The sequence below is a fragment of the Streptomyces sp. NBC_01006 genome (assembly GCF_045162725.1).
In the GTDB taxonomy this organism is placed as follows: domain Bacteria; phylum Actinomycetota; class Actinomycetes; order Streptomycetales; family Streptomycetaceae; genus Streptomyces.
Genome location: NZ_CP108700.1, coordinates 3,416,318 through 3,441,343 on the forward strand (window position 1 = coordinate 3,416,318; position 25,026 = coordinate 3,441,343).

Annotated in this window: 18 protein-coding genes and 1 tRNA gene; 8 read left to right on the forward strand and 11 right to left on the reverse strand. The window is 71.6% G+C overall.

Annotated elements, in window-relative coordinates:
* Positions 1-16 precede the first annotated feature (16 nt).
* The 6 genes from OG509_RS15450 to hutU all read right to left on the reverse strand — a co-directional run bounded on the left by OG509_RS15450 (position 17) and on the right by hutU (position 7,327).
* On the reverse strand, positions 17-1,096 hold the full coding sequence (locus OG509_RS15450; protein ID WP_406183148.1) for a hypothetical protein: 1,080 nt from the start codon (positions 1,094-1,096) through the stop codon (positions 17-19).
* A gap of 17 nt (positions 1,097-1,113) precedes the next feature.
* Complete coding sequence (locus tag OG509_RS15455; RefSeq protein ID WP_406183149.1) at positions 1,114-1,782, reverse strand: LPXTG cell wall anchor domain-containing protein; 669 nt, start codon at positions 1,780-1,782, stop codon at positions 1,114-1,116.
* A 113-nt stretch (positions 1,783-1,895) separates the two neighbouring features.
* Positions 1,896-3,074 (reverse strand): imidazolonepropionase, encoded by a 1,179-nt coding sequence (gene hutI, locus OG509_RS15460; RefSeq protein ID WP_406183150.1) that lies wholly within the window; start codon positions 3,072-3,074, stop codon positions 1,896-1,898.
* A gap of 31 nt (positions 3,075-3,105) precedes the next feature.
* Positions 3,106-4,446: a formimidoylglutamate deiminase gene (locus OG509_RS15465; RefSeq protein ID WP_406187584.1), complete on the reverse strand. Its 1,341-nt coding sequence runs from the start codon at positions 4,444-4,446 to the stop codon at positions 3,106-3,108.
* Positions 4,437-5,627 (reverse strand): allantoate amidohydrolase, encoded by a 1,191-nt coding sequence (locus tag OG509_RS15470; protein ID WP_406187585.1) that lies wholly within the window; start codon positions 5,625-5,627, stop codon positions 4,437-4,439. Before OG509_RS15470 ends, OG509_RS15465 begins: the two co-directional genes overlap by 10 nt.
* A 35-nt stretch (positions 5,628-5,662) precedes the next feature.
* Positions 5,663-7,327, reverse strand: coding sequence for a urocanate hydratase (gene hutU, locus OG509_RS15475; RefSeq protein WP_406183151.1), 1,665 nt, complete (start codon positions 7,325-7,327; stop codon positions 5,663-5,665).
* 104 nt (positions 7,328-7,431) lie between these two features.
* Here hutU and OG509_RS15480 point away from each other — a divergent pair, with 104 nt between their 5' ends.
* Complete coding sequence (locus OG509_RS15480; RefSeq protein WP_406183152.1) at positions 7,432-8,799, forward strand: diaminopimelate decarboxylase; 1,368 nt, start codon at positions 7,432-7,434, stop codon at positions 8,797-8,799.
* A gap of 38 nt (positions 8,800-8,837) precedes the next feature.
* On the opposite strand, the gene OG509_RS15485 is transcribed toward OG509_RS15480, so the two are convergent.
* A complete protein-coding gene (locus tag OG509_RS15485; RefSeq protein ID WP_385591718.1) occupies positions 8,838-9,683 on the reverse strand; it encodes a MurR/RpiR family transcriptional regulator in 846 nt (281 codons plus the stop codon).
* A gap of 211 nt (positions 9,684-9,894) precedes the next feature.
* Between OG509_RS15485 and OG509_RS15490 the strand changes: the two genes are divergently transcribed.
* Positions 9,895-10,266: a hypothetical protein gene (locus OG509_RS15490; protein WP_406183153.1), complete on the forward strand. Its 372-nt coding sequence runs from the start codon at positions 9,895-9,897 to the stop codon at positions 10,264-10,266.
* A gap of 299 nt (positions 10,267-10,565) precedes the next feature.
* On the opposite strand, the gene OG509_RS15495 is transcribed toward OG509_RS15490, so the two are convergent.
* Entirely contained in the window at positions 10,566-11,948 is a 1,383-nt protein-coding gene (locus OG509_RS15495; protein ID WP_229345361.1) for a cystathionine beta-synthase, read from the reverse strand.
* A 122-nt stretch (positions 11,949-12,070) separates the two neighbouring features.
* On the opposite strand from OG509_RS15495, the gene OG509_RS15500 reads away from it, so the two are divergent.
* The 3 genes from OG509_RS15500 to OG509_RS15510 all read left to right on the forward strand — a co-directional run bounded on the left by OG509_RS15500 (position 12,071) and on the right by OG509_RS15510 (position 15,701).
* Positions 12,071-13,147 (forward strand): SGNH/GDSL hydrolase family protein, encoded by a 1,077-nt coding sequence (locus OG509_RS15500; RefSeq protein WP_406183154.1) that lies wholly within the window; start codon positions 12,071-12,073, stop codon positions 13,145-13,147.
* A 239-nt stretch (positions 13,148-13,386) separates the two neighbouring features.
* Positions 13,387-14,607: an acetyl-CoA C-acetyltransferase gene (locus tag OG509_RS15505; protein WP_387287859.1), complete on the forward strand. Its 1,221-nt coding sequence runs from the start codon at positions 13,387-13,389 to the stop codon at positions 14,605-14,607.
* Between the two features lie 284 nt (positions 14,608-14,891).
* On the forward strand, positions 14,892-15,701 hold the full coding sequence (locus OG509_RS15510; RefSeq protein WP_406187587.1) for a hypothetical protein: 810 nt from the start codon (positions 14,892-14,894) through the stop codon (positions 15,699-15,701).
* Positions 15,702-15,735: 34 nt separating this feature from the next.
* Here the strand turns inward: OG509_RS15510 and OG509_RS15515 are convergent, their stop codons facing one another.
* On the reverse strand, positions 15,736-16,122 hold the full coding sequence (locus OG509_RS15515; RefSeq protein WP_406183155.1) for a hypothetical protein: 387 nt from the start codon (positions 16,120-16,122) through the stop codon (positions 15,736-15,738).
* 106 nt (positions 16,123-16,228) lie between these two features.
* On the opposite strand from OG509_RS15515, the gene OG509_RS15520 reads away from it, so the two are divergent.
* Complete coding sequence (locus OG509_RS15520; RefSeq protein WP_048479109.1) at positions 16,229-16,459, forward strand: DUF4287 domain-containing protein; 231 nt, start codon at positions 16,229-16,231, stop codon at positions 16,457-16,459.
* 131 nt (positions 16,460-16,590) lie between these two features.
* Here the strand turns inward: OG509_RS15520 and OG509_RS15525 are convergent, their stop codons facing one another.
* Positions 16,591-17,439, reverse strand: coding sequence for a Bax inhibitor-1/YccA family protein (locus tag OG509_RS15525; protein WP_406183156.1), 849 nt, complete (start codon positions 17,437-17,439; stop codon positions 16,591-16,593).
* A gap of 586 nt (positions 17,440-18,025) precedes the next feature.
* On the opposite strand from OG509_RS15525, the gene OG509_RS15530 reads away from it, so the two are divergent.
* Both OG509_RS15530 and OG509_RS15535 read left to right on the forward strand, forming a co-directional pair.
* The gene (locus OG509_RS15530) at positions 18,026-24,112 is read left to right on the forward strand and encodes an RHS repeat-associated core domain-containing protein (RefSeq protein ID WP_406183157.1); all 6,087 of its coding nucleotides are present in this window, start codon (positions 18,026-18,028) and stop codon (positions 24,110-24,112) included.
* Positions 24,106-24,756, forward strand: a complete 651-nt coding sequence (locus OG509_RS15535; RefSeq protein ID WP_406183158.1) for a hypothetical protein — start codon at positions 24,106-24,108, stop codon at positions 24,754-24,756. The genes OG509_RS15530 and OG509_RS15535 overlap by 7 nt, the downstream gene beginning before the upstream one ends.
* 88 nt (positions 24,757-24,844) lie before the next feature.
* Here OG509_RS15535 and OG509_RS15540 read toward each other — a convergent pair.
* Positions 24,845-24,924 (reverse strand) — tRNA-Leu (locus OG509_RS15540).
* Positions 24,925-25,026: the final 102 nt, after the last annotated feature.

Here is a 25,026-nt window from a genome sequence, read left to right on the forward strand (position 1 = left end):
CCGCCGACCGTCGCGCTCACCTGGATGCTCCCGTCAGCTCGTGTTCCGGTGCCCGGTTCCCGGCGGGTACGGGCTCCTCGTCCGCCGGTGGTCCGCCGCGGGCCCGCCTGCCGCGTACGAGGAGCAGCGCGGCCAGAACGACCCCGCCGAGGCCGAGCAGCCCGGCGCCGACCCCGCCCGCGATCCCCCAGGGCACGAACCACGCCGAGGCGGTGGCGGTGGCCGGGGCCGCGCCGGGGGCGGTGACCGTGAGCGTGAGGGCGACCTCGTCGAGGACCGGGGCTCCGGGCCAGGGCTCGGTCAGCGACACCCGCTGGCCGGGGAGCAGTTCCACGGGCAGGGCGCGGGAGGTGCGGCCCGGGACCTCGCCGAAGAGCCCCTCGGCGCGCAGGGCCAGTTCGGGGGCGAGGGCCACGTTGCCGCGGTTGACCAGGGTGTACGCGACGACCGCGCGGGCGCCCTTGCCGCGTACGGAGACGTCCTCGACCGTGAGGGCGGCCAGCGTCGGGCCGCCGACGCGCAGGTGGACCCGTACGCCCGCCTCGTGGCCGTCCGCGGCGGCGATCACGGCGGCCGGGTGGTCGCCGGGGAGGGCGGCGGGCGGCAGGGTGACCGTGAAGGGGACCACCGCGCGGGTGCGGGGCGGGATCTTCACGGTGGCGGCGGCCCCGAAGCTGATCCAGGAGCCGGCGCCGGGAGCTGCGCCGCTCTGGCGGCCTGCGGCCGCGGGGGTGGGCGGGCTCACGGCGAGGGCCCCGTCGGCCGCGTTGTAGGCGTCGGCCCCGCGCAGGGTGACGGTGTGCTCCTGGTCGGAGGTGTTGGTCAGCGCCAGCCGGTCCTCCAGGACGGTGCCGGCGGGGCCCGCGAGGTAGAAGTACGGGCGCGTCGGCGCGGCGCCTCCCGCGGCGGGCTCGGCGGTCCAGCCGGGCTCGTCGGCGGCGGCTGCGGTGGGCGTGGCGGTGACGGACGCGGCGGCGGTGACGGGCGCGGCAGTGGCGGCGCCCGCGACCCCGAGCAGCAGGGCCGCGGCGAGCAACGCGGTGCACAGGCGCTGGACCGGGGTGGGGGTGGAGGTGGGGGTGTGGAGCACGGGCATGGCCGGGTGTGCTCCGTTCAGGACCGGGCCCGCCGGCCGCGCCGGGTCAGCCAGAGCACGCCGGCGGCGCCGGTGAGCAGCACCGTTCCGCCGAGGGTGCCGAGGGCGAGGGCGGAGTCGGTGGGTCCGGTCTGCGGGAGGGTGTCTTCCGTACCGCCGGAGCCCCCGGACGGCGCGCCGCCGGTCACGTCCAGCTCCAGGGAGGGCTTGGGGCTGTTGCCGGGGGTACAGGTGGTGGTGGTCCCCAGCGCCTTGATGGTGAGCACGCCCGCGGTGAAGGTGACCTTGCCGCTCTTCTTGGGGGTGTAGGTGCCCGAGAGGTCGGTGATCTTGATGGGGGTGTTGGCCGGCACGGCCTCGGGGTTGGGCGATCCCGAGACCGGCACGGACGCCTTCTCGGCGCCGCCGACGAGGATGACGGCGCTGGGGCTCATGGCGCCCTTGCCGAGTTCGACGGGGCTGGACGAGACGCCCTTCTGGAAGGACATCGTCAGCTTGTACCCGTCGCCCTCCTTGACGGCCTTGATGTCGATGGGCGAGACCGCCGACTTGTCCCCGATGGGGGTCTTGCAGTCGTACGCGACGTCGACGACGTCGGCATGGGCCGCGGGGGCGGCCAGCAGGACCGCCGCTGCGGCCAGCGCGGAGGCCAGCGCGAGCGCGGTGGAGCGTTTCCGGTCGGACACCTTCGTCTTCCCCTCGGGCCACGGATTTCTGACGGCACATCAGATCGGTGGCTCAAGGTACGCCCGGGGCCTTACGGAGGGAAGACAAAGGACAGGCCCGGATTGACCGTTCGTCAGTGCGTGCGCAGGCCCTTCTGCCAGACCGCCGAAACCAGCGGAACGCCCGGCCGGTAGGCCAGGTGGACGTGGCTCGGGGCCTCCAGGAGGGCCAGGTCGGCGCGGGCCCCGGGGGCGATCCGGCCGATGTCGGTGCGGCGCAGGGCGCGGGCCCCGCCGGCGGTGGCGGACCAGAGCGCCTCGTCGGGGGTCATCCGCATGTCGCGTACGGCGAGGGCGATGCAGAAGGGCATGGAGCTGGTGTACGAGGAGCCCGGGTTGCAGTCCGTGGACAGCGCGACGGTGGCGCCCGCGTCGATCAGGCGGCGGGCGTCGGGCCACTGGGCGCGGGTGGAGAACTCGGCTCCGGGCAGCAGGGTGGCGACGGTGGTGTCCGCGGCCTGGACGAGGGCGTCGACGTCGGCGTCGGTGAGGTGGGTGCAGTGGTCGGCGGAGGCGGCCTCCAGCTCCACGGCGAGCTGCACGCCGGGGCCGTAGGACAGCTGGTTGGCGTGGACGCGCGGGATCAGCCCGGCGGCGGCGCCGGCGGTGAGGATCGCGCGGGCCTGGTCGCCGTCGAAGGCGCCCTTCTCGCAGAACACGTCCACCCAGCGGGCGTACGGGGCGCAGGCCGCCAGCATCTCGCCGGTGACGAGGTCGACGTAGCCGGCCGGGTCCTCGGCGTAGTCGGGGGAGACGATGTGGGCGCCGAGGTAGGTGACCTCCTCGGTGTGCGCGGCGGCGATGCGCAGGGCGCGGGCCTCGTCCTCGACGGTGAGGCCGTAGCCCGACTTGGTCTCGAAGGTGGTGGTGCCCTGGCGGCGGGCCTCGTCGAGGTGCCGGACGAGGCCCGCTTCGAGCTCGGCGTCGGTGGCGGCGCGGGTGGCGGCGACGGTGGTCCGGATGCCGCCTGCGGAGTAGCTCCGCCCGGACATGCGGGCGTTGAACTCGGCGGTGCGGTCGCCGGCGAAGACGAGGTGGGAGTGAGAGTCGACGAAGCCGGGGATCAGGGCGCGGCCGTTCGCGTCGAACGCGGAGTCGGCGGCCGGGGCCTGATCGGCCGGACCGACCCAGGCGATCTTGTCGTCCTCGATGACGACGGCCGCGTCCCGGATGATCCCGAGGGGGGAACCGTCGCCGAGGGCGGGGTCGTTGGTGACGAGACTGCCGATGTTGGTGACGAGGGTGGTGCTCATGGTTCCCTTCGGGTTCGTTCCGACGACAGCGTCAGCCGCGGAGGGCTGCGATCGATTCGGCCAGGGCCGACGGGACGTCGGGGACCAGGGTGTGGGCGCCGTCGCGGACGATGTGACGGCCGCCGACCACCGTGTGGCGGACGTCCGAAGCGGTGGCGGCGAAGACCGCGGTCTCGGCACCGAGCCTCGGCAGCGGCCCCGCCGTACGGACGGAGTCCAGCGCGATCGTGGTGAAGTCCGCGAGCGCACCCGCCTCCAGGCGCCCCGCATCGGCCAGGCCGAGGGCGGCATGGCCGTCGGCCGTCGCCGCCGTCAGCAGCGCGTTCGCCGTCCAGTGCCCCCGGGTCCGGCTCCGCAGCCGCTCGTCGAGCTCCATCGCGCGGGCCTCCTCCAAGAGGTCGATCACCGCGTGGCTGTCGCTGCCCAGCGAGAGCGGGCTGCCCGCGTGCTGGAGCCGCCCGGCCGGGCCGATGCCGTCGGCGAGGTCCCGTTCCGTCGTGGGGCACATGCACGTACCGGTCGTCGTACCGCCCAGCAGCGCGATGTCCCCGTCCGTCAGGTGGGTGTTGTGGACCCCGGTGGTCCGCGGGCCGAGCACCCCGTGGTCGGCCAGCAGCTGGGTCGGGGTGCGCCCGTGCGCGGCCTGGCAGGCCTCGTTCTCGGCGGTCTGCTCGGAGAGGTGGACGTGCAGCGGGGCCTGCCGCTCCTGCGCCCAGCGGGCGACGGTGGCCAGCTGGTCCGCCGGCACGGCGCGTACGGAGTGGATCGCCGCCCCGATCAGCGCGTGCCCGCGCGGCTTGAGGGCCGAGACCCGCTCGGCCCAGGCGTCGGCCGTCCCGTCCGAGAACCGCAGCTGGTGCGGGTTCGGAGCCTCGCCGAAGCCCGACGACAGGTACGCCGTGTCCAGCAGCGTGATCCGGATGCCGGCCGCCGCGGCCGCCTCGATCAGCGCCTCGCCCATGGCGTTGGGGTCGGCGTACGGAGCGCCGCCACGCGCGTGGTGCACGTAGTGGAACTCGCCGACGTTGGTGATGCCGGCCAGCGCCATCTCCGCGTACACCGCGCGAGCGAGGTCGAAGTACGTCTCGGGGGTGAGGTTCTGGGCGACCTGGTACATGAACTCGCGCCAGGTCCAGAAGGTCCCGGAGCCCACCTGGACCAGCGAGCGCAGCGCCCGGTGGAAGGCGTGGGAGTGCGCGTTGGCCAGTCCCGGGACGGTGAGGCCGCGCAGTACCTCGGCCCCCGGCGGCGGGGTCTCGACCCCGGTCCGCAGGGCGCCGATCCGGCCGTCCGCGCCCGTCTCAAGGGCCACGCCCGGCTCGACGTGCGTGCCGAGCCAGGCGTGTTCCAACCAGTACGTCTTCACCGGCAGGCCAGTCCTTCCAGTACGTCGGCCAGCGCGAGGACACCGGCCACGCAGTCGTCCTCGGGGGCGAACTCCCGCGGGGAGTGGGAGACCCCGGTGGGGTTCCGTACGAACAGCATCGCGGTCGGGACGGCGGCGGAGAGGATTCCGGCGTCGTGTCCCGCCCCGGTGCCCAGGACGGGGACCGAGCCTCCGAGGATGCGGTTCATCTCGTCGCGCAGGGCGTGCTCGAACTCGACGACCGGGGTGAAGGACTCCCGTACGACGGCCAGGTCGATGCCGTCCTGGTCGGCGCGCTCGCGGGCGGCCTTCTCGATGGCGGTGACCACGGTGTCCAGCGTCGCCTGGTCGGCGGCGCGGGAGTCGAGCCAGCCGCGCACCAGCGAGGGGATGGCGTTGACGCCGTTCGGCTCGACCGAGATCTTGCCGAAGGTCGCGACGGCGCCGGCGAGGGCCGCCTCGGTACGGGCGGCCAGGACGGTCGACGCGTACGTGAGCATCGGGTCGCGGCGGTCCACGAGACGGGTCGTGCCTGCGTGGTTGGCCTCGCCGCGGAAGTCGAACCGCCAGCGGCCGTGCGGCCAGATCGCGGACGCGATGCCGACGGCGTCGCCGGACAGGTCCAGGGCCCGGCCCTGCTCGACGTGGAGCTCGACGAAGGCGCCGATGCGGGCGAGGCGCTCGGGGTCGGCCCCGATGGCCTGGGGGTCGTACCCGGCGGCCTCCATGGCCTGGGGCAGGCTGATCCCGTCGGCGTCGCGGAGCTCGTACGCCTTCTCCTTGGTCAGCTGCCCGGCGGCGAGCCGGGAGCCGACGCAGGCGAGGCCGAAGCGGGCCCCTTCCTCGTCGCCGAAGTTGGTGATGGCGATCGGCCGGGTGAACTCCGCGCCCCTCCTGCGGAGTTCGTCCAGGGCCGCGAAGGAGGACACCACGCCGAGGGGGCCGTCGAAGGCGCCGCCGTCGGGCACGGAGTCCAGGTGGGAGCCGGTGACGACGGCGTCACCGGCCAGAGGGTCACCGAGCCAGGCCCACTGGTTGCCGTTGCGGTCGGTCTCGTACGCGAGGCCGCGGGCCTCGGCCTGGGCCTGGAACCAGGTCCGGCAGTCGGCGTCGGCCCCGGTCCACGCGTAGCGGCGGTAGCCGCCGGATTCGGCGTTGCGACCGATGGGGGCGAGCTCGTTCCACATGCTGTGGAACGAGGCCGCCCCGGCGGGGTTGTCGCTCACGCGTCTTCGCCCTCGCGCATGGGGACGCGGACGCCGCGCTCGTCCGCCACGGTCTCGGCGATGTCGTAGCCCGCGTCGACGTGGCGGATGACGCCCATGCCGGGGTCGTTGGTGAGCACGCGGCGGATCTTCTCGCCCGCGAGCTTGGTGCCGTCGGCGACGGTGACCTGGCCCGCGTGGATCGAGCGGCCCATGCCGACGCCGCCACCGTGGTGGATCGAGACCCAGGAGGCGCCGGAGGCGACGTTGACCATGGCGTTGAGCAGCGGCCAGTCGGCGATCGCGTCGGAGCCGTCGAGCATGGCCTCGGTCTCGCGGTACGGGGAGGCGACGGAGCCGCAGTCGAGGTGGTCGCGGCCGATGGCCAGCGGGGCGGCGAGGGTGCCGTCGGCCACCATCTCGTTGAAGCGCTCGCCGGCCTTGTCGCGCTCGCCGTAGCCGAGCCAGCAGATGCGCGCCGGCAGGCCCTGGAAGTGGACGCGCTCGCCGGCCATCTTGATCCAGCGGTGGAGGGACTCGTTCTCGGGGAAGAGCTCCAGCATCGCCTTGTCGGTCTTGTGGATGTCCGAGGCCTCGCCGGACAGGGCCGCCCAGCGGAAGGGGCCCTTGCCCTCGCAGAAGAGGGGGCGGATGTAGGCCGGGACGAAGCCGGGGAAGGCGAACGCGCGGTCGTAGCCGGCGATCTGGGCCTCGCCGCGGATGGAGTTGCCGTAGTCGAAGACCTCGGCGCCCGCGTCCATGAAGCCGACCATGGCCTCGACGTGCTTCGCCATGGACTCGCGGGCGCGGGTGGTGAACCCTGCCGGGTCCTTGGCCGCGTACGCCGCCATGTCGTCGAAGTCGACGCCTACGGGGAGGTACGCGAGCGGGTCGTGGGCGCTCGTCTGGTCCGTCACGATGTCGATCGGGGCGCCCTCGGCGAGCATCTGCGGGAGCAGCTCGGCGGCGTTGCCGAGGAGGCCGATGGAGAGCGGCTTGCGGGCGTCGCGGGCCTCGACGGCCAGCTGGAGGGCGTGGCGGAGGTTGTCGGCCTTGACGTCGAGGTAGCGGTGCTCGATGCGGCGCTCGATGGCGCGCGGGTCGACGTCGATGCAGATCGCGACGCCGTCGTTCATCGTCACGGCCAGCGGCTGGGCGCCGCCCATGCCGCCGAGGCCGGCGGTGAGGGTGATGGTGCCGGCGAGGGTCCCGTCGAACTTCTTGGCCGCGACGGCCGCGAAGGTCTCGTACGTGCCCTGGAGGATGCCCTGGGTGCCGATGTAGATCCAGGATCCGGCGGTCATCTGGCCGTACATGGTCAGGCCGAGGGACTCCAGGCGGCGGAACTCCTCCCAGTTGGCCCAGTCGCCGACCAGGTTGGAGTTGGCGAGCAGGACGCGCGGCGCCCACTCGTGGGTCTGCATCACGCCGACCGGGCGGCCGGACTGGACGAGCATCGTCTCGTCCTGCTTGAGGGTGCGCAGGGTGCGGACCATCGCGTCGAAGGAGCGCCAGTCGCGGGCCGCCTTGCCGGTGCCGCCGTAGACGACGAGCTTGTCGGGGTGCTCGGCGACCTCGGGGTCGAGGTTGTTCTGGAGCATCCGGAGGGCGGCTTCCTGCTGCCATCCCAGGGTGCTGAGCTCGGTGCCTCGCGCAGCACGTACGGGGCGGGGTCCTGACATGGCGGTGCCTCCTCCGGTGTTGGTCAATCTATTCACATCCTGACTTCCTGAATAGATTCAGTCAACAGCTGCGGGCCGACCCGCCGGATGATTGGCTGGCGGACATGGCCGCCGAGATGCACGAGCAGGGCGCCGCCGGGCGCCGGGACCTGGCCGTACGGGCCGCCGTGGAGCAGGGACTCGTCGGCGGGGCCGACGACGTGCCGCCGCTGGTCTGTCTGCTGGACACGGCCGGGATCCGGGCCTCCGCCGCCGCCCTGACCGACGCCTTCGCGGCCGCCCTGCCGCCCGGCACCCCCGTCCTGCACGCCTTCGCGGTGAAGGCCTGCCCGCTCGTGCCGGTGCTGCGGCTGCTGGCGGACGCCGGGATCGGCTGCGAGGTGGCCGGGCCCGGCGAGCTGGCGCTGGCCCGCGCGGCCGGGGTGCCGGCCGGGCGGACCGTGCTGGACTCCCCCGCCAAGACGGTGGCCGAGCTGCGCGAGGCCCTGGCGCTGGGGGTCGCCGTCAACGCCGACAACCTCCAGGAACTGGAACGGCTCGACGCGCTGGTCGGCGCGGGCCCGACCCGCTCCGGCCCGACCCGCTCCCCGATCGGCGTACGGATCAACCCCCAGACCGGGGCGGGCGCCATCGACGCCCTGTCCACGGCCACGGCGACCTCGAAGTTCGGCATCGCCCTGCGCGACCCGGGAGCCCGTGCCCGGCTGGTGCGGGCCTACGCGGACCGCCCGTGGCTGACCCGGCTGCACATCCACTCGGGCTCCCAGGGCGTCCCCCTCCCCCTGATCGCGGAGGGGGTCCGCGACCTCCACGCGCTGGCCGAGGAGATCAACGCGGCGGTGGGGCGCCGCCAGGTCGACACCCTCGACATCGGGGGCGGCCTGCCGGTGAACTTCGCCTCGGACGAGGAGGGTCCGACGTACGCGCAGTACGTCGGCGCGCTGCGCGAGGCGGTGCCCGCGCTCTTCGACGGCGGGTACGGGCTGGTGACGGAGTTCGGCCGGTCGCTGCTGGCCAAGCACGGGCTGGTGCTGGCGCGGGTCGAGTACACCAAGACCACGGGGGCCCGGCCGATCGCGCTCACCCACGCCGGGGTGCAGCTGGCGACCCGCACGGTGTACGCCCCGGCCCAGTGGCCGCTGCGGATCCTGCCGTACGACGCGAAGGGGGCCCCGAAGGACGGCGACCCGGTCCCCCAGGACGTGGCCGGGCCGGCCTGCTTCGCGGGGGACCTCCTGGCGACGGCCAGGGAGCTGCCGCCGCTGGCCCCGGGCGACCTGATCGGCGTCCCGGACACCGGCGCGTACTTCTTCACCGCCCACTACGGCTACAACAGCCTCCCGCGCCCGGCGGTGCACGGCTTCACGGTCACCCCGCAGGCCCGGGTCCGCTTCGCGGAGGTCCGCCCCGCCCAGTCCCTCACGGAGATCGTCGCCGAATCGGGCGGCCCCCTCCGCGACGCCCTGCTCTAGGTCGTGTCGTCAAAGTCCCGGGGTCACGCGGGGGGGGGTCACTCCACGAACAGGCCGCGGGACGCCGCGCGGGCGTCGAAGGCTTCCAGGCGGGCCTGGGCGTCGGGGAGGGCGTCCGCCATCGCCTCCAGGAGGACCCGGCCCAGCAGCATCGGCGCGCACGCCGTGTCGAAGGCCAGGCCCGTGCCGACCGGGGCCGGGATCAGCAGGTCCGAGGAGCGGGCCACGGGCGCGAAGGCCGAGTCGGCGACCGTCACCACCTTCAGCCCCGCCTCCCGCGCGTGGTCCAGCGCCTCCGCCACCTCCCGCGGATACCGCGGCAGCGCGAAGCACAGCAGCGCCGAAGCCCCCGCCCCCGCGGCCGCGTCGATCCGGTCGGCGAGCATCGAGCCGCCCTCGTCGAGGAGCCGTACGTCCGGATGCACCTTGGCGGCGAAGTACGCGAACCCGCGCGCCTGCGAGGACGCCGCCCGCAGCCCCAGTACGGGCAGCGGGCTGGAGGCGGCCAGCACCCGCCCCGCCTCCTCGACCGGCGACGGATCGGCGAGCATGGCCGACAGCTGCCGCAGGTTCTCGATCTCGCCCTGGACGGCCTGCTGGTACTCGTTGTACGCGTCCTCCTGCGCGGCCGCGGCGGCGCGCTCGGCGGGCGCCACCTCGCGCAGGTGCCGGCGCAGCGCCGGATAGCCGTCGAAGCCGAGCGCCACCGCGAACCGGGTCACCGAGGGCTGGCTCACCCCGGCCAGCTCGGCGAGCTCCACGCTCGACAGGAACGGCACGTCCGCCGCCCCGCGCACCATGCAGTGGGCGATCCGGCGCTGGGTGGGCGTCAGCCGGTGCCCCTCGAACAGCTTCTGCAGCCGCGCTGCCGGGCTGTCACTCATCCCGACCCCTCCGTCCCCGTGATTATTCAGTCATCGAGCACTCTGCATGCGGTTATGCAGCACGGCAAGCCGCGGACCGCTCCGCGAGACGCCCCGGGGCGCCCCAGGGCGGGACGGCAGTGCGGATACGGCGGATACGGGGACTGATGCGGGGACTGATACGGGGGCTAACCCCAGTGCCGCGGCCGCCGGCCGTTCCTACGCTGGGCGCATGGAGTCCCAGGAGCTGAAGAAGGAACTCGACGCGACATTGGACGCCCGGCGCGAGCTGGGGCCGGACTACGAGACCGCGCTCGTGGACTCCTTCGTGGAGAAGGTCGACACGCAGATCCGGCGCCGGCTGGCCGAGGAACGCCTGGCCGCCGCCCGCGCGGGCCACGCCACCGGGCCGTCCCCGATGGAGGGCGGCTTCGGCGAACGCTTCGGCTTCGCCGTCATCACGCTGGTCCTGGCGATCCCGCTGTCGGCCATCGGCGCCGCGCAGGCCGGGTTCAGCGGCCTGCTGGTCGCCTGGGCGGGCGTGCTCGGCGTGAACTTCGTCCACGCGACGAAGCGCCTGCGCCCCCGCGACCGGGCCGAGTAACGCCGGAAGAAGTGTGCGCGGGGACCGCCGCACCCTCGCGAGTGCGAGGGGCGGGACGACGGCGGTCCCCGCGAAGGACACGGGCCGGGTCAGGGCCGTCCGCGTCCGTGGCGTTCGCGCGGTCCGGGAGCCGCTCCGGAAGTACGCCAACGCCGTTCGGTGGTGCCGGCCGGGACGTTTCCGTTCCCTGCCGACAACCACCACTGTGCCGGAGGCGTGTTAAGCCGGTGCTGCCGTCACATGACGGGCCCGTACCTTTTGTGCGACGGGCACTTCGGCCATTCCTTGCGGTACTTCGGCTACTTCGCGCCCTTGGCGAGGAACGCCAGCAGGTCCTGACGGCTCACCACACCGGTCGGCTTGCCCTCGACCAGCACGATCGCCGCGTCCGCCTCGCCCAGTACGGACATCAGCTCCGACACCGGCTCGCCCGAACCGACCTGCGGCAGCGGCCGGCTCATGTGCTTCTCCAGCGGGTCCGACAGCGAGGCCTGCTTCGCGAACAGCGCCGCCAGCAGTTCCTTCTCCACGACCGAGCCGATGACCTCGGCGGCCATCACGTCCGGGTGGCCGGCGCCGGGCTTGACGATCGGCATCTGGGAGACGCCGTACTCGCGCAGCACCTCGATGGCCTCGCCCACGGTCTCCTCGGGGTGCATGTGGACCAGGGAGGGGATGCCGCCCTCCTTGTCGTTCAGCACGTCGCCGATGCGCGCCGCCGGGCCCGCCTCCTCCAGGAAGCCGTGTCCCGCCATCCACTCGTCGCTGAAGATCTTGCTGAGGTAGCCGCGGCCGCTGTCCGGCAGCAGGACGACGACCACGTCGTCCGGGCCGAGCCCCTCGGCGGCCTTCAGCGCCGCGACGACCGCCATGCCGCAGGAGCCGCCGACGAGCAGGCCCTCCTCCTTGGCGAGGCGGCGGGTCATCTGGAAGGAGTCCTTGTCGGACACCGCGATGATCTCGTCCGTCACGTTCGGGTCGTAGGCGGTCGGCCAGAAGTCCTCGCCGACGCCCTCGACCAGGTACGGGCGGCCGGAGCCGCCGGAGTAGACCGAGCCCTCGGGGTCGGCGCCGATGACCTTGACCTTGCCGCCGGACACCTCCTTGAGGTAGTTGCCCGTACCCGAGATCGTGCCGCCCGTGCCGACGCCCGCGACGAAGTGGGTGATCTTCCCGTCCGTCTGCTCCCACAGCTCGGGACCGGTGGTCTCGTAGTGCGAACGGGGGTTGTTCGGGTTGCTGTACTGGTCGGGCTTCCAGGCGCCGGGCTCGCGCGCGAGGCGGTCGGACACGTTGTAGTACGAGTCCGGGTGCTCGGGGTCGACGGCGGTCGGGCAGACCACGACCTCGGCGCCGTACGCGCGCATCACGTTGATCTTGTCCATGGACACCTTGTCAGGGCAGACGAAGATGCACTTGTAGCCCTTCTGCTGGGCCACGATGGCGAGTCCTACACCGGTGTTGCCGCTGGTGGGCTCCACGATGGTGCCGCCGGGCTTGAGGGCACCGCTCTGCTCGGCGGCCTCGATCATCCGGACGGCGATCCGGTCCTTCACGGATCCGCCGGGATTGAAGTACTCGACCTTGGCAAGGACGGTGGCCTGCAGGCCTTCGGTCACACGGTTGAGCTTCACCAGCGGGGTGTTGCCGACGAGGCTGATCATCGAGTCGTGGAATTGCACCATGTTCTCCAGGGAGGGGACTCCACGGGTTCTCCGGGAGGTCCCGCCAGACTAAGCGGAAAGGGATTGGCCGACCGGCACTACGGGGCAGGAAGGTCATCGAGACCGGACGGGAAAGGGAGGTGGCTCAAGGGGTGTCCAGAGCGAGGACGGCCCGCCGGATCGCGGCGGGCGCGGCGTACGGCGGAGGCGGGCTCGGGCTGGTCGGAGCCGCCGCCGTGGGGCTGGTGCTGGCGGAGGTCCAGTTCGCGAAGCGGACGGTGGGCACCGGGCTCGGCGATCCGCCGCGGGCGGACGGGCTGTACGGGAGCGAGTTCGCGGGGTCGGCCGCCGCCGGTGCGGAGCCGGGCCAGGCGCCGCTGCGGCTCGGCATGATGGGCGACTCCACGGCCGCCGGGCTCGGCGTGCGCCGGGCCAGACAGACCCCGGCCGCGCTGCTGGCCTCGGGGCTGGCGGCGGTGGCCGAGCGGCCGGTGGAGCTGCGCAACGTGGCCGTCTCCGGGGCCATGTCCGACGACCTCGACCGCCAGGCGGGGCTGCTCCTGGACGGGGAGCCGCCGCCGCCGGACGTGTGCGTGATCATGATCGGCGCGAACGACGTCACGCGGCGCATGCCGCCGACGCAGTCGGTGCGCCACCTGACCTCGGCCGTACGCCGGCTGCGGCTCGCGGGCACCGAGGTGGTGGTCGGCACCTGCCCCGACCTGGGCACCATCGAGCCGGTGTACCAGCCGCTGCGCTGGCTGGCCCGGCGCGTCTCGCGCCAGCTGGCCGCCGCCCAGACGATAGGGGTCGTCGCCCTGGGAGCCCGTACGGTCTCCATGGGGGACCTGCTGGGCCCGGAATTCGCGGCGAACCCGCGCGAGATGTTCGGCCCGGACTCGTACCACCCGTCGGCGGAGGGCTACGCGACGGCGGCCATGGCCGTGCTGCCCACGCTGTGCGCGACGCTGTCGCTGTGGCCGGAGTCGGACCGCCTGGAGGTGGCGCGGAACGAGGACATGCTGCCGGTGGCGAAGGCGGCGTCGGCCGCCGCCGGGCAGGCGGGCACCGAGGTCACCCAGGCCCGCGGCCCGTGGGCCCTGCTGAAGCACCGCCGCCGCAGGCGGGTCCCGGCCGAGGACCTGGCGGCCCCCCCGACCCCCCACCCCTCGGACACGGCCCTACCCCCCCGCGCCGACTCCCCGTCCGCAAGCTGACCCCCGGCCCGGCGGACCCGCCGGTCCGGCGGACCTGCCGGTCCGGCCCCGCCGGGCACATCCAGCCCCGCAGGCGTTCGAGGCGCGGGGCCAGGGCCCGGAACAGAAGCACGGCCCCACGCGTTCCACCTGCGGAGCGACCGGCATCACATGCCCAAGTCGGTGACCTCGACCGTACGGGCCGGTAACTTCGCTTGCGGTCCCGCAACGAGCCGCAACTCACCCCCCTTGGAGCCCCGATGCCCGAAGCAGTCATCGTTTCCACCGCCCGCTCCCCCATCGGGCGCGCCTTCAAGGGGTCCCTCAAGGACGTGCGACCGGACGACCTGACCGCCACGATCATCCAGGCCGCCCTCGCCAAGGTCCCCGAGCTGGACCCGCGCCAGATCGACGACCTGATGCTGGGCTGCGGCCTCCCGGGCGGCGAGCAGGGCAACAACCTCGGCCGGATCGTCGCCGTGCAGATGGGCATGGACTTCCTGCCCGGCACCACGATCACCCGCTACTGCTCCTCCTCCCTCCAGACCTCCCGCATGGCGCTCCACGCCATCAAGGCGGGCGAGGGCGACGTCTTCATCTCGGCCGGTGTCGAGATGGTCTCGCGCTTCGCCAAGGGCAACTCCGACTCCTGGCCCGACACCCACAACCCGTTCTTCGCCGACGCGGAGGCCCGTACGGCCGCCGTCGCGCAGAGCGAGGGCTCCTCCTGGCACGACCCGCGCGAGGACGGCCTCGTCCCCGACGCCTACATCGCGATGGGGCAGACCGCCGAGAACCTGGCCCGGATCAAGGGCGTGACCCGCCAGGACATGGACGAGTTCGGCGTCCGCTCGCAGAACCTCGCCGAGGCCGCCATCAAGAACGGCTTCTGGGAGCGGGAGATCACCCCGGTCACCACCCCGGACGGCACGGTCGTCTCCGCGGACGACGGCCCGCGCGCCGGCGTCACCCTGGAGGGCGTCCAGGGCCTCAAGCCCGTCTTCCGCCCCGACGGCCTGATCACGGCCGCCAACTGCTGCCCGCTCAACGACGGCGCCGCCGCGCTGGTCATCATGAGCGACACCAAGGCGCGGGAGCTGGGCCTGACCCCGCTGGCCCGGATCGTCTCCACCGGAGTCACCGGCCTCTCCCCCGAGATCATGGGCCTCGGCCCGGTCGAGGCGTCGAAGCAGGCCCTGAAGCGCGCCGGCCTGACCGTCGGCGACATCGACCTGTTCGAGATCAACGAGGCCTTCGCGGCCCAGGTCATCCCCTCGTACCGGGACCTGGAGATCCCGCTGGAGAAGCTGAACGTCAACGGTGGCGCCATCGCCGTCGGTCACCCGTTCGGGATGACCGGCGCCCGCATCACCGGCACGCTGATCAACAGCCTCCAGTTCCACGACAAGCAGTTCGGCCTCGAAACGATGTGCGTGGGTGGCGGCCAGGGCATGGCGATGGTCATCGAGCGCCTGAGCTAGGTTCACCGTCCAGACGCCGCAAGGGATCCGCTTGATCCCTTGCGGCGTACTGACGCCGAATCTAATCCCGTCGCGGCCGACCTGTGACCGAATCTCCCCCAGGATGTGACCTTTGTCCTGAGGGTTTGGTGTTTCCGCAGGTCAGGGCAGTTTTGCAGGGCCTGGATGTGACCAAAGCCCTGTCCAATTCGTGACGTAATGCACTGCACGCCATTCCCAGGTCAGGACACTCTGATGTAGGAAGTCGGGGGATCGAATCAATCAGGAGTTAGTCAGTGAGCGCCATGTCTCTTGCCCTGCTGCTGACCACGGCCGCCGCCGCGACCGTGGGCGCTGCTGCGCTGCACGCCGTACACGGCCTGCGCAAGCAGGTGACGGCCCTCCGCGGTGAGCTGGCGACGCCCGCCCACACCCGCGGCACGACCGTCCCGCACGCCCGCAGTGCCGTGCATTCCCCCGCCTCCGAGATACGAGCCGCCGTGGCCGAGGCCCTGGCCGAGGAGCGCGAGCGCGAGCTCGCCGAGGCTCGGGCCTTCTGGGCCGCGCAGGAGGCCCGTGACGCCGCCGACGCGCCTTCGCTGCTCGGCGGCCTGCCCGGCCTCGGCGAGGACGGCCCTGCCGTCTTCCTGCCGCGCCAGGCCGACCTGGTGGGTCTGGAGCCGGTGCTCGGCGACGAAGCCGCCGACGACTACCCCGAGGATTCGGCCGAGTTGGCCGCCGCGCGCCGGCGCCACCCCTCGCACCCCGACTTCGTACCGGTCCAGGCCCCGGCCCCCGGCGCCGACCACGAGCGCACCGTCTCGCGCCTGGAGGAGCTCGCGGAGGCCCGTACGGCCCTCGCGGACGTCCGCCCGGGCCCGCTCGGCACGCTCGACGTGTACGTCTTCACCGACGGCACCACGCTGTGCATGACCCCGGGCCACCGGGAGACGGCGGAGCGCCTCGCCGAGGCACTGCGCTCGGGCACCGCGCCGGTCCTGCTGGGCGGCTCCGGCATCTCGGGCGCCTACGCGCTGACCTTCTCCTGCGGTGACACCCAGGACCCGGACAACAACGTCTACATCCTCGCGGACCGCGTCATCGCGTCTCTCTGATCACCGCGTCTCTCTGATCACCGCGTCGCTCTGATCACCGCGTCGCTCTGGCTTCCGCCTGCTCCACCAGCCGTACGGCCTCGTCCACCATCCCGGACGGGGCCTTCGCGGTTTCCGGTAGCCCCAGCGGCCCTTCGGCGGCCGGTCCTTCGGCGGCGGCGCGCAGCGCCTCCGCGAGGTCCAGCCCGGCCACCGCCACCTGGTCCCCGACCACGAACACCCCCGCGTCGGGCATCTCCCGCGCCGGAGCCGCCCCCGCACCCCGCGGCGCCGCCTCCAGCGCCTGGGCCCGTACGGAGAGCTCCCGGGCCAGCTCCAGCGCCTCGGCGGCCGCCCCCTGCTGGAGACGGCTCTGCGGCATGGCCCGCAGCCGGTCGGCGAAACGTTCCACGGCGGCGGTCAGAGGCGAAGTATCAAGCACCCGGCCGACCTTACGCGCCGCCGCGGCGCCATTGCCAACGGGCGAACTCTCCGGCACGGTGGCGTGAAGAGAACAGCACAGCACGGCGATACCTCCGGAGGCGCCCATGTCCGTAGAGTTCTCCGAGCAGACCCACCGCAACATGATCGACAGAATCCCCCTGACCACCGGTCGTGAAGTGTCCGACTGGCTCCGCACCGTGGACGACGGCCCCTCCCTCGTCCGGTTCGAGGAGAAGGTCAGCTGGCTGCGCGGCGCGCACGAACTCTCGTACGGCCAGGCCAAGGCGATCATCCACGAGTACGACCTCCGCAGGGCGGCCCGCAAATTCGGCTGACCCGGCTGACCCCACCCCCGACCCCTCCGTCCCCGATCCCGTACCCCCTCCGAGACGCGGGAAGGCCCCGCGAGCGGTGAGCTCGCGGGGCCTTCCCCCTGTCTTCTGCGCCGGTACGACGGCCGGTACGACTAGTCGTCGCCGGAGAGGATCTGGAACAGGCGCAGCAGCTCCAGGTAGATCCACACCAGGGTCAGCGTGAGGCCGAAGGCCGCCAGCCAGGCCTCGTCGCGCGGGGCGCCGTAGGTGATGCCGTCCTCGACCTGCTTGAAGTCCAGGGCGAGGAAGCAGGCACCGAGGATGACGCCGACGACGCCGAACAGGATGCCGAGGCCGCCGCTGCGGAAGCCGAGGCCGTCACCGCCCGCGAAGACCGAGAACAGCAGGTTCGCGACCATGAGCAGCATGAAGCCCATGGCGGCCGCCATCACGAAGCCGTAGAAGCGGCGGGTGACGCGGATCCAGCGCATCTTGTACGCGAACAGCACGGAGGCGAAGACGCACAGCGTGCCGAGCACGGCCTGGATGACCACACCGGCGCCGAAGTAGGTGCTGGTGGCCGCGCTGATGACACCGAGGAAGAAGCCCTCGAAGGCCGCGTAGCCGAGGATGATCGGCGGGGAGGCCTTGCGCTTGAAGGACTGGACGAGCCCGAGGACGAGCGCGATGAGCGCGGCGCCGACAGCGATGCCATACGACTTGTTGACGTTCGCCGGGTCGACGGGCATGGCGATCCACGCGATCGTCGCCGTGAGGATGACCGTGCCGAGCGTCATGGCCGTACGGCTCACGACGTCGTCCATGGTCATCACGTCGGCGCGCGCGGGCGCCTGCGGCATGCCGGTGGTCGTGTCCGTGGCGTAAGGATTCGTCGCGTACGGGTTGGCCCCGGCCTGCTGGTGCTGCGCGTCAAAGCCCGCGTAGCCCCCGCTGTCGCGGCTGAACCCCCGTCGCGAGAAGACCGGGTTGCTGCTCCTCATCTCACTCCTCCATGGCCACCGTGCGCGGCCTTGCGACAAGAGTAATGCGTTAGCAAAAATCTGACCCTACTGCTCAGGGAGGATCTTTGCCCAGCACCCGTCGGTGCCGGGCGAGCCCTCCAGGTCTGCCGATGGGTGGCGACGCCGAGACCGCGGGCGGACAGGTCGGCGCCTTCGCGCGACCCTCCAAAGAAATCTTTGCGCAGAACCGCCGATAATCCGTCGGATCCATCGCAGGCAAACCCTTTTCACACATTCGATAATCCGCGGCTTATGCGGCATTTACGCAGGTCGCGTAATAGATTTCCGATGATTTCGACACTTGCCCCGGCGACACATCCCCACCTGCTCAGATCCAGCTCAATTACCCTCGTTCGAGCAGGTGTTCGTTGCTAGCCTGCGACGTCTTTCCCATATGGAGAGATCGTGAAGAGAAGGGGCAGGTGTGTCGATTTCCTACGCGCGCGCACTCGCGGCGGCCATTGCCGCCACAGTCGCGATAGGCGTACTACCGGGCACTGCGGTGGCCGTAAATACGGATGGAAGAATTCCACTTCCTGGACTGAAGCAGCCATCGGCCGTTCCGGTGGCCAAGGCGAAGTCCGGGGGCACGAGGAAGGCTGACGCCGCCGCGGCGAACTCCTGGAAGGGGGCGCCCAAGGTCGTATGGCCGAAAGCCGGAACCGCAGAGGTCGAGCTGCGCGGCCTGAAGAAGGCCGGCGATCTGCCCGTCTCGGTCGCCCCACTGCCGCCGGCCGGGGGGGTCGGCGGATGGGCCAAGGGGCTCCAGGCCCCGGGTGCGGACCCGACGGCCGGGGCGCCGTCCAAGCTGCGCGTGTCGGTCGCGGACCGCGAGGCCACCCGCAAGGCCGGCGTCGACGGCGTCCTGCTGTCCGTGAAGCGTGCGGACGGCGTGGGCAAGGCCGGTCCCGCTCAGGTCAAGGTCGACTACTCGGGCTTCCGCCGCGCGTACGGCGGCGACTGGTCGGGGCGCCTGCAGCTGGTGGAACTGCCGGCTTGCGCGCTGACCACGCCGGACGACGCCAAGTGCCGGACCCGCACACCGCTGCGGACGACGAACGACGCCAAGGCCGGCACCCTGTCGGCCCCGGTCGGCGTCGGAACGGCGACCGTCATGGCCGCCGTCGCGGCGGACTCCGGCGGCAGCGGTGACTACAAGGCGACGTCGCTGCAGGCCTCGGGCTCCTGGTCCGCCGGTGCCTCGACGGGCAGCTTCAGCTGGTCCTACCCGGTCAACGTGCCCGCCGTGCCGGGCGGTATCCAGCCCACCATCTCCCTGGACTACAACTCGCAGTCCGTGGACGGTCGCACGGCGGCCTCCAACAACCAGCCGAGCTGGATCGGCGACGGCTGGACGTACGAACCGGGCTTCATCGAGCGCCGGTACAAGTCCTGCAACGACGACAAGACCGGCGGCACCAACACGACGCGTGTCGGTGACGTGTGCTGGTACAACGACAACGCGACGCTGTCCCTGGGTGGCAAGTCCACCGAGCTCGTCTACGAGGCCGGCAAGGGCTGGCACGAGGCCCGGAACACCGGCTCGAAGATCGAGAAGCTCACCGGCGCCACCAACGGCGACAACGACGGCGAGCACTGGAAGATCACCACGGCCGACGGCACCCAGTACTTCTTCGGCCTGAACCGCCTTCCCGGCTGGAAGGACAACGGGGCCGCCGCCGACGACCCGACGACGAACTCCGCCTGGACCGTCCCGGTCTTCGGCAACCAGTCGGGCGAGCCCTGTTACAACGCCTCGTTCGCGTCCGCCTGGTGCCAGCAGGCGTGGCGCTGGCAGCTCGACTACGTCGTCGACCCGCACGACAACGCCATGGCGTACTACTGGAACACCGAGAAGAACAACTACGGCCGCAACGTCTCCGAGACCACGGGCAAGTCCACGGTCACCCCGTACGTCCGCGGCGGCTGGCTCGACCACATCGACTACGGCCTGCGCAAGGACGCCGTCTACACCGGCAAGGCCATGGGCCAGGTGAAGTTCGACGTCTCCGAGCGCTGCCTGACCAATTGCGGCACCTTCGACGACACCAACGCCAAGAACTGGCCGGACGTCCCGTTCGACCAGTACTGCAAGGACGGCGCCACCGAGTGCAAGGACCAGTTCGCGGCGACCTTCTGGACGCGCAAGCGGCTGGCCTCGATCACCACGAAGCTGCTGACCGGCGGCGCCTACAAGGACGTCGACAGCTGGGCCCTGGCCCAGGACTTCCCCGCCTCCGGTGACGGCGTCTCCACGCCGATGTGGCTCAAGTCCGTCCAGCGCACCGGCAAGGCGGGCGGGACCCTTTCCACTCCCCCGGTGACCTTCGCAGGCGAGCAGAAGGCGAACCGCGTCGACAAGACCGGCGACGGCCTCGCGCCCTTCATCCGCCTGCGCCTGTACCAGCTCACCACGGAGACCGGCGCCACCATCGGCGTCACCTACTCCCAGCCCGAGTGCACGAGCAGCACCCTCCCGCCGGCCGACGGCTCGAACACCACCCGCTGCTACCAGGTGAAGTGGGCGTACGAGGGCAACGACGCGAAGCCGGACTGGTTCAACACGTACGTGGTCACGCAGGTCGTCGAGGGCGACAACCTGGCTTCCACCCCCGACAAGGTCACCTCCTACTCCTACCTCGACGGCGCCGCCTGGACGAAGGGCACCGACGAGTTCGCCAAGGCCGGGGACCTCACCTATTCGGTCGCCCGCGGCTACGGACGGGTCCAGACCCGTACCGGCGCGGCCGACGATCCGCGCACGCTGACGGAGGAGCGCTTCTTCCGGGGCCTGGACGGCAAGGCCGTCCTGGACTCGGCCGGTGCGTCCGTCACGGACCGCGAGGAGTTCGCGGGCATGGCCCGCGAGAAGGTCACGTACAACGGCGACGACACGTCGAAGCCGGTCTCCGCGACCTCGTACACACCGTGGCGCTCCGCGCAGATCGCCAAGCGCGCCCGCACGGGCCTGCCGGACCTGGTCTCGTACCAGACCGGTGTGGAGAAGGAGTCGGCCCGCACCACCGTCACCGGCGGCACCCGCACCGTCGACCTCACCCGCACGTTCGACGCGTACGGCATGGTTGCGAGCGAGTCCTCGACCGGCGACACGGCCAAGACCGGCGACGAGAAGTGCACCACCACCAGCTACGCCCGCACCGGCGCCGGCGCGATCCTCGACAAGGTCAGCCGCGTCGAGACGGTCGCCGCCACCTGCGGCGCCGCCGTCTCCCGCCCCGATGACGTCATCGACGACGTGCGCACCTACTACGACGGCGGCGTGCTCGACGCGGCGCCGACCAAGGGCGACATCACCAAGACCGACCGGATCAACGGCGCGGGCAACGGCTACGACACCACCAGCTCGACCCCGGCGGCCGACTTCGACGTCTACGGCCGCGGCCTCACCGCCGCGGACGCCTACGACAAGGTCACCCGGACCGCATACACCCCGGCCACGGGCGAGGCGCCGACCAGCGTGGTCGTCACCAACCCCCTCAACCACACCGCCACCACCGTCATGGACCCGCTGCGGGGCCAGCCCACTCAGGTGACCGACGCCAACGGCAAGATCACGACCACCGCGTACGACCCTCTGGGCCGGACCTCCAAGGTGTGGATGGCGAGCCGGTCCGCGGTCACCTACCCGGATTCCCCGAACAAGAGCTTCGACTACCTGGTGCGCAACGACGGTCCGATCGTCGTCACGACCAAGACCCTCGGCCACGACTCCACCTACCAGAGCCAGTACAGCTTCTACGACGGCATGCTCCGCCCGGTCCAGACCCAGATGGCTTCCCCCGACCGCGCCGGGCGCCTGGTGACGGAGACCTTCTTCGACACCCGCGGCCTGGCGTGGCGCAACTCCGGCAGCTACTTCGCCACCGGAGCGGCCGAGCCCGTACTCGTCACCGGACAGCAGTTGAACTACCCCGCGTCCACGGACACGGAGTTCGACGGTGCGGGCCGTACGACGGCCGTGGTCTCGAAGCGGTTCGGCGACGAGACCAAGCGGGTCACGACCACCTACACCGGTGACACCACCACGGTGATCCCGCCCCAGGGCGGCACCGCGGCCACCTCGGTCGTCGACGCGCTGGGCCGCACCGTCGAGCTGAAGCAGTACACGAACGCGGCGCGCACGACCTCGCAGTCGACGCTGTACGGGTTCGACAAGCGTGGCCGGGCCTCCTCGATCACCGACCCGTCGAACGCGAAGTGGACGTACACCTACGACGTCCGCGGCCGCCAGATCCAGACGGACGACCCCGACAAGGGCACGGCCAAGACGGCCTACGACCAGGGCGACCGCGTCACGGACGTCACCAGCGTGGCGCGCGGCATCACGCTGCACACCGACTACGACGCGCTGGGCCGCAAGACCGCTGTGAAGAACGGCGCAACCACGCTCACCTCGTGGGAGTACGACACGGTGGCCAAGGGCCAGCTGTCGAAGTCCACGCGCTGGGTCGGGGGCAAGGCCTACGAGTCGGCGGTCACTTCGTACAACAGCCTCTACAAGCCGGTCCTCACCCAGTTGACCGTCCCGGACAGCGAGGGCGCGCTGGCAGGCGTCTACAAGTGGACGACCTCGTACAACGCCAACACCGGCCAGGTGATGTGGACCAAGCAGCCCGCCATCGGCGACTTGCCGGCGGAAACCGTCACCAACACCTACGCGGCGCAGTCCGGCCTGCTCACCTCCATGGGCGCCGGCGCCGACGCCCTGATCTCCGACATGACGTACGACCACTACGGCCGCAACACGCGGACCGAGCTGGGCGACTTCGGCCGGCACCTGTGGACGAGCAATGAGTACGACGAGCACACCGGCGCCCTGACCCGCAGCACCACCGACCGCGAGGTCGCGCCGCAGCGGATCGAGGACACCAAGTACGGCTACGACCTGTCGGGCAACATCACCTCCGTGGGCACCGCCTACGGCCAGGACACGGGACGCACCACCGACACCCAGTGCCTGGCACTCGACGCCCTGGGCCGGATCTCCGAGGCCTGGACCAACACCGGCGAGCTGTGCGCGACCGCACCTTCCGCCACGGTCGTCGGCGGCCAGGACGCGTACTGGACCTCGTACACGTACGACGTGATGGGCAACCGCAAGACGGAGACCCAGCACAAGACGGCCTCGGGTCCGACGGCCGACACGCTGCGCACCTACTCCGCCCCGACCGCGGGCAAGCACGACCTGCCCAAGGTCACTCAGACCGGTACCAACGCCCACGACGAGGTGTTCACCTACGACGGTTCCGGCAACACCAAGACCCGCAAGATCGGCACGGCCCCCCAGCAGACGCTGAACTGGAGCGACGAGGGCCACTTGGCGTCGGTCGTGACGGGGAGCACCGAGCTCGCCGGCTACATCTACGACACGGAGGGGCAGCGGCTGGTCGCCAAGGACACCACCGGCACCACGCTCTACCTTCCGGGCGGCAACGAGCTGCGGCTGTCGAAGTCGGGCACGGTCACGGGTACCCGCTACTACACGGCCGGATCCCAGACAGTCGCGGTGCGGACGGGCGCGAAGCTGACCTTCACGGTCACCGACCACCACGGCACGGGCACGACACAGGTCACGGCAGACGCGGCGCAGATCGTCACGCGCCGCAAGACCGCTATCTTCGGCGGCGCCCGCGGCACCCAGCCGTCCGGCTGGACCGGTGACAAGGGCTTCGTCGGCGGTACGAACGACGTCGCGACCGGCCTGGTGCACCTCGGTGCCCGCGAGTACGACACGGCCCTGGGCCGCTTCGTCTCGGTCGACCCGCTCTTCGTGGCGGACGACCCGCGCCAGCACAACGCCTACCAGTACGGCAACAACAACCCGGTCAGCCTCACGGACCCGGCGGGCACCGAACTCGGCTCCATGCCGAACTCCTGCCAGTACGACATCAAGTACTGCTCCCTGGACGAACTCGTAGACCCCTCCCCGCGCCCGCCGGACTACCCCCGTGGCGGAGGCGGAGGCGGAGGCGGAGGCGGAGGCGGAGGCAAGACCGGTGGTAGCAGCAGCACTCGCGGTTCCTCTGCTGGAGGCCACTACTGCGACGGCTGTCACCCGCTGCCGCCCAAGCTTCCCAAGGGTGTCGTGGTGCCCGACGGCGGCAAGGACGTCGAGAACTCGGCGACCGTCATCCTGTCGGATGACCCGTACACCGACTACACGACCGGAGCGAACGTCCGCGAGGTGGCCAAGGACCAGGAGCTGACCTTCACCTACACCTACGCCGCCATGTACACCACCATGGAGCAGTACGCGAGCAAGTTCGGCTGGACGGCCGCGATCAAGGCTGGCGGAAAGGCGAGCATCCCCCTGGTCGCCGAAGGGAGCGTCGAGGTCTCGCTGGGCATCAACGGCGACTACACGTGGACCGACGCCCAGACCAAGACGAGCACGGCCACCGCGGCCGAGGGAAGCAAGATCGGACTGAAGAAGGGCGAGCTGTTCGGGTACATCCCGTCGGGCAAGCTCACGAAGTACAACACGACCTACGTACACAAGGACGGCAGTGTGACCTCCAAGTCGTGGGGGACGTTCGACGTCACCACCTGGCAGCCCTACACGTTCCCCTCCAAGCCGGCCACGATGGTCTCCCTCGATGTGAAGGCGTGCAATCAGGTCGGCTCATGCTGAGCCCGGCCGCGGGTGGACGGGCTCGCCTGTTCCTCACGGCGGCGGCCCTGCTGCTCGCGACCGGCTGCGGCGGCGCGCAGGGCGACGCCGCCGCTCCGCAGACATCGGCCGCCTCGGCACCCGTCGCGTCGCCCTCCCCGACGCTCGACCTGCCCCGGCTCTCCTCGCTCCTCGCGCAGCAGGCCAGGGCGTCCGGCTCGACACCCACCAGCGGGGGACTGAGTCTCGCCCGGCAGGCCGGTGCGGCCGCGTCCTACGTCTGGGAGACGGACGGGGGCAAGGTCTGCTTCGCGCAGATCAGCGCCTCCGGCGCGATGAACGAGATCGCCTGCGCGGCGGTCACGGAGCCCGCTCCTGAGCCGGGCTCCCGGCTGGAAGCGCTCTTCGGCCCCGGCATGGGGTTCTCGGAGGCGTACATCGTGTTCGCCGCCGAAGCAGGCACCAAGGTGACGTCCGTGACCTATGAGGGGAAGGAATTGCCCTGGCAGTCCGTCAGGACCCTCGCCCCTCAGGCGACGGGCCGGGACGTCTACTACTCCGCACTCCCCGAAGGCCACAAGGGCTGGATCAACGTGACGCTGCTGCAGGCCGACGGGCAGTCGACACCGGACCGTCTGCGGGTCACCCTGGGGAACGGATCGTGATCCGGTAGCCGCGGGAAAACAGGGCGGCGGGGGTGCCCTCTGGGCGCCCCCGCCGTTCGTGTGTTCTGGTACGTGCGGAACGTACTCGTGCCCGGAGCCGGACTTGAACCGGCACGGCCTAAGCCAGCGAGGTTTAAGCTCGCCGTGTCTGCATTCCACCATCCGGGCAGGGCGTAGCGGCTCCCGTACAAAAGCACTGAACGCTGCGCCGAGCCTATCCGGATCACCCTGGTCAGCAGTGGGCCGTCTATCCGATGTTGTCTGATTTTA